Genomic DNA, 9313 nt, shown 5'->3' on the forward strand with positions numbered 1-9313 from the left:
GCCGGACGAGGCGGCCCTGTGGAAGGCGCTGGGCGTCCTGCTGCGCGGGATCTCCGACCCCCATGTCCAGCTCGACGGCGTCATCGCCGGCGAGCCGCGATCGCGCCGGTTCGGCGAGGCTGCGGTGCTGCTGAGCGCGCAGGGCCGGCCCGGCGGCGAGGCGGCCTGGCGCAAGGCCTGGCGAGACGGCGTTCTGGCCGCGCCGTTTCACGCCCGTCAGGTCGCCAACGGCCGGATCTTCTGGGGACGCGACGGCGAGGTCGGCTACCTGGCGATTGCCAGCATGGACGGGTTCGATCCTGCGGCCGGCGATGACGACACCGTTGCGCTGGACGCCGTCCTGGACGAGGCCATGACCGCTTTTTCCGGCGCCTCGGCGGTGATCGTCGACGTCTCCAACAATCGCGGCGGCTACGACACCATCAGCCGGCGGATCGCGGCCCGGTTCGCGGCCAGGCGGGTCGTCGTCGGCTCCAAGGTCCCGACCGGCGTGGCCGGGCCGTCGCAGGATCTGGTCGTCGAGCCGTCCGAGCGGCCGCGCTATCTGGGGCCGGTCTGGCTGCTGACCAGCCGCATCACCGTCAGCGCCGGCGAGACCTTCACCCTGATGATGCGCGGCCTGCCCAATGTGCGCCAGGTCGGCGAGGCCACGCGGGGGGCGCTGTCGGATCAGGTTCCCATGCCGCTTCCGAACGGCTGGCGCTTCGCCCTGCCGGCCGAGATCCATCGCGACGTCGAGGGCCGGGTGGTCGAGGGCGTGGGGATCGCCCCGCAGGTCCCGCTGACCGTCCATCCGCCCGACGATTCCGGCGACGGCCACGCCAGGGCGCTGGCCCGTCTCCTGGAAATGATCCGCGCCCGCTGAATTTTTTCCTCGCCGTTGTCGGCGTTCCGGGCGTTCGATCGTCCTGGGGGAACGACAACATCCAGGGAGGATACCCCATGACCTATGTCGATGGTTTCGTGGTCGCCGTGCCGAAGGCCAATGTCGAGGCCTACAAGGAGATGGCGACTCTGGCGGGCTCGATATGGATGGAGCTCGGCGCGCTGTCCTATGTCGAGGCGATCGCCGACGACGTGCCCTATGGCGAGCTGACCTCGTTCCCTCGCGCCGTCCAGCTGAAGGACGACGAGGTGACGGTCTTCTCGTGGATCACCTACGAGAGCAAGGCCAAGCGCGACGAGGTGATGGCCCAGGTCATGGCCGACGAGCGCCTCAAGCCGTACATGGAGAACATGCCGTTCGACGGCAAACGCATGATCTTCGGCGGCTTCGAAGTGATTGTGGAGCGCTGAGGCCTATTTGAGGGCCTTGGACTCCTCGCCGTTGACCAGCTTCATGCCGCGTTGCTCGGCGCCGGCGCGAAGCTGGGCGATGTAGGCCAGTTCGTGCTTGGCGCCGCCGTGGTCGGGCTCGATTTCCCGCGAGGCCTTGTAGGCGGCTTCGGCCTCGTCCAGGCGATTGAGCTCGATCAGCGTGAAGCCCTTGGCCCTCAGCAGGCGCGCCTTGCCCGGCTCGTCGCCGAGCAGCATGCCGCTGGCGTTCTCGAAAGTCGCTTCGTAGAGCGCCAGCGCTTCAGCGTGCCGCTTCTGGACCGTCAGCACCATGCCCTTTTCGGTGACGAGCATCAGGTTGTCGGGTTGCAAGGCCAAACCCTTGTCGAGCCAGAACGTGGCCTTCCTCATGTCGCGGGCCTCGACGGCGGCCGAGCCCAGCAGGAAGATCGCCTGGCCGTAGGTATTGTACTCGATATCGACCCGCGTCGATCCGCTGGGATTGGCGTCCTTGCCCGTCGCGCCGGCGATCAGGGCGGGGATCATGCCCTGGTCGAGATCGGACGCGCGGACGATGACGAGGTCGCCCTTCCGTTCGATCAGGGGGTAGGCGCTGGGCGTGCGCGACGCCACGTCCTCCAGCGCGGGGACCATGGCCTGGATCTTCTTCAGGTCCGACCTCATGGCCTTCTGGACGATCTGGCGATCCTTGTCGACGCGGGCTTCGGCGGCGGTCGGCGCGGCGAGCGCGCCGTTGGCGAGGGGCGCGGCGGCCAGCAGCAGGGCGGTGAACGCGACGGCGAAACGCATGACGAGCCTCCGGTGAAGCTCGAAGGCTATTCTACAATCGTAAGATTGCAAGTCCTGCGATCTTCGTGGCGATCATTCCCTCTAGCGGAGAGTTGGAACGGCGCGAGCGCTGTTCGCATTCCATGCCCATGCTCGAACTGCTTCTCGACCTCTGCAACCTGCTCGGCGGCTTCCTGCTGGCGATCGGCCTGCTGGCGCTGTTGCCGCGCGCGGGCGACGACCTCGCGCGGTTCGCGGACAGACTGGCGCCGTTCGGCTGGATCGTGGGGATCGCGGCCCTGGTCTGCGGCGGCTACTTCCTGATCGTCCACCTGGTCTCGGGGCCGCACGTCTTCCATTTCGAGATCGTCGGCCTGGCGGTTGGCGTTCTGCTGCTGTGGGATCGCCTGCGGGCCGGGGCTGTGGCGCGACGTCTGGGCGCGAGCGGCGACCTGCCGGCCAGCGGCTCGCAAGGCGTGGGCCTGGTCCTGGCGGTGTTCGGGATCATCGCCATGATCGTCGGGTTGCAGGGGCTGCTCACGCCCGATTGACGAGTAACGACCGCTTAAGGGCGAAGGCGCAGACTCCTGCCCAGTACGAGCGGTCAGGGAGGCCGTCATGTCGTCCACCGTCACCTCCAGCACGCGGCGATTCAGCGATCACTTCGAGCCGCAGGACATCGATCCGCAGGAGCAGCGCAGGCTGCGCGGCCACCTGGAGCAGATCGACTACACCGCCTTCGTCTCCAACCGCGAGATCATGGCCCAGACCCTGGGACGGCTCGACGCCGGGCATTTCCAGAAGCTGGCCGTGAGCACGGCCCAATCCCGGGCGCGGTGGGCCGCTGCGGCCCTGGCGATCAGCCAGTCGGGCCGTCCGCCCGAACCGGCGGAAGTCGAGAAGCTGGCCGCCCTGCGCACGGCCTATGACGAGCTGTCGGCGGCCTACGAGGCCCTGCGCCGGATGGTCGAGCGCGGCTATGTCGCCTACGGCCCCACCGTCGCGCCGGGGGACTAGGGGTTCGCGTCGGAAGAAGGTTGGGGGGAAGGGGCCTTCTCCCGACGCGTCCGCCATGGAGCGCCAAACCCTGCCGGAGGCTAAGCGCGGGCGGTTCGGGCGGTCGTCTAGGGGACGTCGCCCGAGCGAGTCGCCGATCCATCGGCGTCGAGCGCGAATGTGCTCTTTATAGTTGTGTGCGACAACCCATTTTTTCCACCGACGGTCGAACTTCCGTTACGGAAGCTTCGCCGTGGTCAGGGTAGCCGATCACCGCGATGCAGCGGGTCAGGCAGGGGATCGCCGCTCGCCACGAATTGCAGCGACACCGAATTGATGCAGTAGCGCAGCCGCGTCGGCGCCGGCCCGTCGGGGAAGACGTGGCCCTGGTGGCTGTCGCACCGGGCGCACCGGGTCTCGATGCGGACCATGCCGTAGGAGGTGTCGCGCACGGCCTTGACGTGCTCCTCGTCGAACGGCGCGTAGAAGCTGGGCCAGCCGGTGCCGCTCTCGAACTTGGTCTCGTGCTTGAACAGCGGCAGGCCGCACAGCCGGCAGCCATAGACGCCGGGGTTCTTCTCGCCCAGCAGGCCGCCGCAGAACGGGGCCTCGGTGCCATGGTGCAGCAGGACGCGCGCCTCCTCGGCGGTGAGGTCGCCCTCCAGGCGCTCGCGCTCGGGCTCGGTGGGCGGGGTCAGGTCGAAACCTGTGGAAGACAGGGTGGCGGCTTGGGTCATGGATGCCAATCTAGGGTTTCGAGCGGCTCGCCGGTAGGGCGCGCGGCATCAAGGGACGGAAACGCATGATCACCTCGACCACTCCGTACGTCGCCGAGCGCGAGACGGTGGCCACCCTGGGCGTCGTCTCCGGCGAGGCGATCATCGGCGCACACATCTTCCGCGACCTGTTCGCCGGCATCACCAACATCATCGGCGGCCGCGCCGGCGGCTACGAGAAGGCCCTGCGCGAGGCGCGCGACATCGCCCTGCAGGAGATGATCGACGAGGCCCGCCGCCTGGGCGCCGACGCCGTGGTGGGCGTCGATCTCGACTACGAGGCCCTCGGCGCCGACAACGGCATGCTGATGGTCACCGCCGCTGGCACTGCCGTGAAGCTGCGCTGATGACCGTCGCCGTCGCCTTTCTCCAGCCCGGCTGGGCCGACTGGGAAGCCGGTCCCGTGCTGGCCTCCCTGCGCGAATACTTTAAGGTCCAGATCGAGATCGCCACCCCGACCGGCGATCCGGAGACCTCGATCGGCGGCATCCTCGCCGCCGCCGACTATGGTTTCGAGGATCCGGTGCTGTCCGACGCCGACGTCTTCCTGCTGATCGGCTCGGACGCCTGGCAGGGCTACGAGAACGAGACCCTGTTCGCCCTGCTCAAGCAGGTCCACGCCGACGGCAAGATCGTCGCCGGCATCTGCGGTGCGACCATCGCCCTGGCCAAGGCCGGCCTGCTGGCGGGCAAGGCCCATACCTCGAACGGCAAGGACTGGCTGGCCGAGCAGGCGCCGGGCTACGCGGGCGCCGAGGGCTATGTCGAAACCCCGCGCGCGGTGGTCGACGGCAAGGTCGTCACCGCCGCCGGCTCTGCGCCGGTCACGTTCTCGGCCGAGGTCACCCGCCTGGTCGCGCCCGAGGCGTCCGAGCGGCTCGACGGCTATATCGCGATGTTCGCCAAGGAGTTTGGGGGCGGGGAGGGCTGAGGGCTACTTCACCGCCGCGGCGCCGGCGCGGGCGATGATCCCGTCTTGCTCCGGCGTGGCGCCCGAGACGCCGATCGCCCCGACGATCTTGCCGCCGGCGACCAGCAGTTCGCCGCCCTCGATGGCCAGGGCGCCATTGGAGATGGCGTTGAGGTTGCCGGCCTTGACCGCGTCCTGGAACGCCTTGGTCGGGCGCTTGAAGCCGGCCGCGGTCTCGGCCTTGCGGCGCGCGACGCCCGGGGCGGCGTAGGACGCGCCGTCCATTTTCCACGACAGCACGGTCTGGCCGTTGGGCTCGACCACGGTGATGACCGCCGCCCAGCCGTTCTTAAGCGCTTCGGCCTCGGCGGCGCTGGCCGCCGTCTTGGCTTCCGCCAGGGTGACGTTGCGCCCGTACTCCAGGGCGTCGGCGGCGAGCGCGGCGGGGGCGGACATCGATAGAACTCCAAGAACGGTCAGGACGGCGAGGCGGCGGCTCATGGCAGTTTCACCTCGTCGTTGAGGGCGGTGATCTGCGGCTGGGTGGTGACGATGCGCAGGCGCAGTTCCGCGGGCTTGGCGCCCGCCGGGATCTTCAGTCGGGCCGTGGCGGTCTTGGGCAGCAGGTCCTTCGGCGCGGCCAGGGCGGGCACGGCCGCCGAGGCCAGCACCTTTCCGGCGGCGTCGATCAGTTCCAGTCGCGAGGTCGCCGCGTCCTGGGCGCCCAGGCTGTGGACCTTGGCGGTGACGCTCGAGCCCTTCACCGTCACGTCGCCGCGCCCGATGCCGAGGTCGGCGCGCTGGGCGGGATCGTCGCCCGCCTGGGCCAGCGCCATGTCGATGATGCTCGTCTGACCGGGCGGCAGGACGATCGTTACGGCCTTGGTGCGCTCGAAGGCGACCTGGCGGGTCTCGCCGCCGCCGTCGATCGCATCGTCGCCGCTGGCGTCGATCCCTTGGGTCAGGCTCCATTGGCCAGGAGCGACGTTCCAGCCGGTCATCACCGCCGTCACCGGCTTGTCCGACAGGTTGTAGGCCACGACCTTGAAGCCCTTGGCCGTGCCGTCCTTGACCAGGATCGCCACGTCCTCGCCCCCAACGGCTTTTGGCGCGCCGCCTTCGAAGCGCCAGCTGACCAGGTGGCCAGGGTTCATCTGGCCGCGCTTGTTGGCGATGCCGCCCAGGCGCGAGCGTTGCAGCACGTCCGACGGGATCTCCACCCGGTCCGACCACCAGTGGCCGTCGGTGTGCATGTACATGTGCTGGTCGGCCCACTGGATCTCGTCGGCATAGGCCTTTTCGAGCCAGGCCTTGTCGCCGGTCAGGGTCCAGGCGGCGAAGCGTTCGCTGGCCCCGCCCTTGGCGGCCGACTTGACGATGGCGTCCTTGTTGGCTTCGCCCAGGCCCAGCATGGAGAGGGCGTTGTCGTTGAGGTCGTTCAGCGATTTGACGCCGTTCTTGCCCATCCGCCACTGGATCGGGGCCAGGTACTTGGCGTCGCCCGTCCATCGCCAGGCCTGCCAGAAGATCTGGAACGGACCGCTGGCGCCCGAGCCTTGCAGCACCGTGCCGCCGCGCTCCGCATCCGTGCGCCAGTTGATCTCGTTGGGATAGGAGCCGTCGGGCTTGGCGTGCGCCAGATAGCCGTCGGCCAGGCCCAGCACGATGTCGCGCGCCGTCCGGTCGCCGTTGTAGTCGCCGATCAGGATCGCCGGGTGCACGACGCCGAACGAATAGGGCTTCTGCCACTCCCACGGGCCTTCGCGGTACGAGATCGCGCCGCTGTACCAGTTGGTGTTGAAGTGGACGTGGCCGGCGGGGTTCTTGTCGATGATGGTCGGCAGGGCCTTCACCGTCGTGAACAGCCGCTCGACGGCCAGCGGGTCGCCGTAGTCGAGATACATCGCCTCGCTGTTGGAGTTGATGCCCTCCTCGTAGGCGTGCAACTCGTCGGTGACGATGGTCGACAGGCCATTGGTGAACATGCCGTTGCGGTAGACCGCGTCGGTCAGGCGGTTCAGCGAGTCGCGAACCTTGTCGTGATCGACGCCCATCAAGGCCAGGCCCGGCCACTGCTGCAGCAGGTCGCTGTCGTCCGACAGACCGCCGCCGAAGTCGCCGTAGGGAACCTGGCGCTCGTCGATCCACCAGTTGATGAACTTGGCGACGCGCTTGAGGTCCTCGGTCTGGCGGAAGGCCCACAGGGGCACGCCGTCCGGCGCCTTGGGCTGCTCGAAGGCAGGCCAGCCCTGGCTGCCATAGGTGATGTCGCCCCAGTATTCGCGGCCTTCCTTGTGGTCGGGATCGACGCGCAGCAGGTCGGAGATGTCGGCGTAGAGGCGGCGGTAGAGGCCCTGGCGCTTGGAGGTGGTGTGTTCTTCGACCAGGAAGGCCCAGTTGTCCTTCACCTGGTTGAAGCGATCGGCCACGTGCTCGGCCTTGGCCTCCTCGCGGGCCTTGAAGACCAGGCGGATCTTGGCGCCGTCCAGGGCCTTGGGGCCGAACTCGGCGCTGTCGGCGGCGATGGTCAGGTACAGGCTGTCGGCCGTGAGAATGCGGTCGCGCAGGTCGAGCCACAGGGTGCGGGCCTCGCCGGCCTTCACCGAGACCGAGACGTCGATCATGTTGCGGCCCGGCCAGATCGGGTCCTTGACCTGGATGTTCAGCGGGATGATCGCGTCCGCCACGCCGGGCAGGGCGGGGATGTCCAGCGCGATGCCGTCCAGGCCGTCGCGGGCGTTCTCCCAGCCGTAGGCCCAGTTGCGGGCGAGCGGCTGAGCGGCGGGAGCGTCGCCAAAACCCGACGGGATCAGCACGTGGACGATCGGCAGGCCCTTGGCCGCAAGATCGCCGGCCGGGCGCTTGCGCTGCGGGGCGCCCTCGGGCAGGGCCACGACCGTCGCCCGCTCGCCGGCCGGATGGCGTCCGGCGACATAGGCGTTGAGGTCGGCGAGGTTCAGATAGTCCGGCGCCACCTCGGCGCGGACCGTGTAGTTCATCTTGAAGACGCCGTCGGGCTCTTTGCCGGACGAGACGTCATAGGCCCAGATCTCCTGGATCGGGGTTTCCTGGTCGGTGTTGGTGAAGGTCAGCACGCCGCCCTTCAGCGGCTGGGCTAGCGTCGTGACCGAGCGGGCCAGGCCCTTGGCGCGGACGCCGACCTTCGTGCCCTTTTCACCGGCCTTCGCCGCCCAGGTCAGGTCGCCATAGGCGGTCCCCTGGATCTCCAGGCGGCTGATCGGCTCGTCGGGCAGGGCCAGGGTCAGGGCCTTGCCGCCCTCGACATAGGTGTTCCAGTCAGGGAGCTGGAAATAGTCGTCACGGCCTTCCAGGCGCGAACGGTTGTAGACGCCGGGCCAGGTGGTCTCGGGGATGCCGTCGTTGGCGCGCCAAATCCATTCCTTGAGGTCCTTGGCGTCGGTGAACTCGACCTTGCGGATGCGGGTGGCCGGATCGGTCAGCAGGGGCGGGGCCTCGCCGGTCCAGCCGTAGCGCAGCTTCCAGGCCGCCTGCGCAGCCGGATCGTCCAGAGTCGGGACCGGGGCGGCCGCGCTCGGCGCCTCGTTGCGGGCCAGGGCGGCGACGCCAGCCGCATCCAGGGCGCGGTCGTAGACGCGGATTTCGTCCAGGTCGCCGCCGCGCAGGAAGTTGTAGCGGCTCTGCACCTGGTGCGGGGCGATCACCCGGCCGGCGACGCCGAACTGGTCCAGGCCCGCGTCATAGACCCGCTTGGCTTCCTTCCTGGCGACGGGCTTGCCGTCGACGAACAGCTGCACGCCGGTCTGCTCGTCCCAGGTGAAGGCCAGGTGCGTCCAGGCGTCGGCGGCCGGCGGCTTGTCCAGCTTGAACGAGACGCGGGTGCGGGCCAGGCCGTTGTCGGTGACGAAGGCGTCGAAGCCGTGGCCGTTCCAGTCGATGCGCAGGAAGGCCATGTCCCAGCTGGTGTGATCGGCGTAGCCGACGCGGAAGATCACGAACGGCGCGACCCCGACCGGATAGCCCGAGCGCCAGAAGAACGAGAGCGTGCCGCGCTGGGCCTGGATGTTGCCGGGGGCGTTCCAGGCCAGGACGCCGTCGTCCTGGGCCGAGAGGGCAGGGCCGGCCTTGCCGGTCGGAATGACGGCGACCTTGTCGGCGAAATTGGGGATGGCGTCGCCGACCGCGTAGTCGGCCTTCAGGCCCTTGTCGCCGGAGATGTGGAAGAGAAGGGCGGGTTCAGCCGGTGCGGCTGCGGCGGCCGCGCTGGCGGCGGCGATGACCGAAAAGGCGGAGGCCAGAAAAAGCGCCTGCTTCACCACGCGTCACTCCCTAAGTCGTTCTTATTGGAAACCGGTGTCATGGTTCCTGCGACGCTTTTAGCGCGAGCCGTCCGCGTTGCAAACCGGCCTTGGCCTGTTACGCCTAGGGACAAGGCGAAAAGCCGCGCAGGGATGGGCCGATGTTCAACAAGATCCTGATCGCCAACCGGGGCGAGATCGCGGTGCGGGTGATCAAGACGTGCCGTCGTCTGGGGATCGCGACGGTGGTGGTGTACTCGGACGCCGACGCCGACAGCCTGGCGGTGGAG

Annotated in this window: 11 protein-coding genes; 7 read left to right on the forward strand and 4 right to left on the reverse strand. The window is 68.8% G+C overall.

What is annotated here, in order from left to right:
- Positions 1-865 (forward strand): S41 family peptidase (locus tag DMC18_RS11260; RefSeq protein WP_146218048.1); only part of this gene is annotated, 865 nt, incomplete at its 5' end.
- Positions 866-942: 77 nt separating this feature from the next.
- On the forward strand, positions 943-1296 hold the full coding sequence (locus DMC18_RS11265) for a DUF1428 domain-containing protein (protein ID WP_110121004.1): 354 nt from the start codon (positions 943-945) through the stop codon (positions 1294-1296).
- 3 nt (positions 1297-1299) lie between these two features.
- On the opposite strand, the gene DMC18_RS11270 is transcribed toward DMC18_RS11265, so the two are convergent.
- Positions 1300-2085: a tetratricopeptide repeat protein gene (locus DMC18_RS11270; protein ID WP_110121005.1), complete on the reverse strand. Its 786-nt coding sequence runs from the start codon at positions 2083-2085 to the stop codon at positions 1300-1302.
- Between the two features lie 122 nt (positions 2086-2207).
- Here DMC18_RS11270 and DMC18_RS11275 point away from each other — a divergent pair, with 122 nt between their 5' ends.
- A complete protein-coding gene (locus DMC18_RS11275) occupies positions 2208-2615 on the forward strand; it encodes a hypothetical protein (RefSeq protein ID WP_233245307.1) in 408 nt (135 codons plus the stop codon).
- 67 nt (positions 2616-2682) lie between these two features.
- Entirely contained in the window at positions 2683-3081 is a 399-nt protein-coding gene (locus tag DMC18_RS11280; RefSeq protein WP_110121006.1) for a hypothetical protein, read from the forward strand.
- A 236-nt stretch (positions 3082-3317) separates the two neighbouring features.
- On the opposite strand, the gene msrB is transcribed toward DMC18_RS11280, so the two are convergent.
- Positions 3318-3797, reverse strand: coding sequence for a peptide-methionine (R)-S-oxide reductase MsrB (msrB, locus tag DMC18_RS11285; RefSeq protein WP_110121007.1), 480 nt, complete (start codon positions 3795-3797; stop codon positions 3318-3320).
- 65 nt (positions 3798-3862) lie between these two features.
- On the opposite strand from msrB, the gene DMC18_RS11290 reads away from it, so the two are divergent.
- Together DMC18_RS11290 and DMC18_RS11295 are read left to right on the forward strand one after the other, a co-directional pair.
- Positions 3863-4183 (forward strand): heavy metal-binding domain-containing protein, encoded by a 321-nt coding sequence (locus DMC18_RS11290; protein ID WP_110121008.1) that lies wholly within the window; start codon positions 3863-3865, stop codon positions 4181-4183.
- Entirely contained in the window at positions 4183-4767 is a 585-nt protein-coding gene (locus DMC18_RS11295; RefSeq protein WP_110121009.1) for a type 1 glutamine amidotransferase family protein, read from the forward strand. Before DMC18_RS11290 ends, DMC18_RS11295 begins: the two co-directional genes overlap by 1 nt.
- A 3-nt stretch (positions 4768-4770) precedes the next feature.
- Here the strand turns inward: DMC18_RS11295 and DMC18_RS11300 are convergent, their stop codons facing one another.
- Both DMC18_RS11300 and DMC18_RS11305 read right to left on the reverse strand, forming a co-directional pair.
- Positions 4771-5202: a heme-binding protein gene (locus DMC18_RS11300; protein ID WP_233245308.1), complete on the reverse strand. Its 432-nt coding sequence runs from the start codon at positions 5200-5202 to the stop codon at positions 4771-4773.
- A 41-nt stretch (positions 5203-5243) separates the two neighbouring features.
- Positions 5244-9044 (reverse strand): LamG-like jellyroll fold domain-containing protein, encoded by a 3801-nt coding sequence (locus tag DMC18_RS11305; RefSeq protein ID WP_110121011.1) that lies wholly within the window; start codon positions 9042-9044, stop codon positions 5244-5246.
- 140 nt (positions 9045-9184) lie between these two features.
- Between DMC18_RS11305 and DMC18_RS11310 the strand changes: the two genes are divergently transcribed.
- A partial coding sequence (locus tag DMC18_RS11310; protein ID WP_146218049.1) for a biotin carboxylase N-terminal domain-containing protein occupies positions 9185-9313 on the forward strand: 129 nt, incomplete at its 3' end.

The sequence above is a fragment of the Caulobacter sp. D5 genome (assembly GCF_003185805.1).
Taxonomy (GTDB): domain Bacteria; phylum Pseudomonadota; class Alphaproteobacteria; order Caulobacterales; family Caulobacteraceae; genus Caulobacter.

What these genes read in the sequence shown, in the direction of transcription:
- msrB (WP_110121007.1), bottom strand. Translation starts at nt 3,797, where the DNA reads ATGACCCAAGCCGCCACCCTGTCTTCCACAGGTTTCGACCTGACCCCG.
- DMC18_RS11295 (WP_110121009.1), top strand. Translation starts at nt 4,183, where the DNA reads ATGACCGTCGCCGTCGCCTTTCTCCAGCCCGGCTGGGCCGACTGGGAA.
- DMC18_RS11300 (WP_233245308.1), bottom strand. Translation starts at nt 5,202, where the DNA reads ATGTCCGCCCCCGCCGCGCTCGCCGCCGACGCCCTGGAGTACGGGCGC.
- DMC18_RS11270 (WP_110121005.1), bottom strand. Translation starts at nt 2,085, where the DNA reads ATGCGTTTCGCCGTCGCGTTCACCGCCCTGCTGCTGGCCGCCGCGCCC.
- DMC18_RS11290 (WP_110121008.1), top strand. Translation starts at nt 3,863, where the DNA reads ATGATCACCTCGACCACTCCGTACGTCGCCGAGCGCGAGACGGTGGCC.
- DMC18_RS11275 (WP_233245307.1), top strand. Translation starts at nt 2,208, where the DNA reads ATGCCCATGCTCGAACTGCTTCTCGACCTCTGCAACCTGCTCGGCGGC.
- DMC18_RS11265 (WP_110121004.1), top strand. Translation starts at nt 943, where the DNA reads ATGACCTATGTCGATGGTTTCGTGGTCGCCGTGCCGAAGGCCAATGTC.
- DMC18_RS11280 (WP_110121006.1), top strand. Translation starts at nt 2,683, where the DNA reads ATGTCGTCCACCGTCACCTCCAGCACGCGGCGATTCAGCGATCACTTC.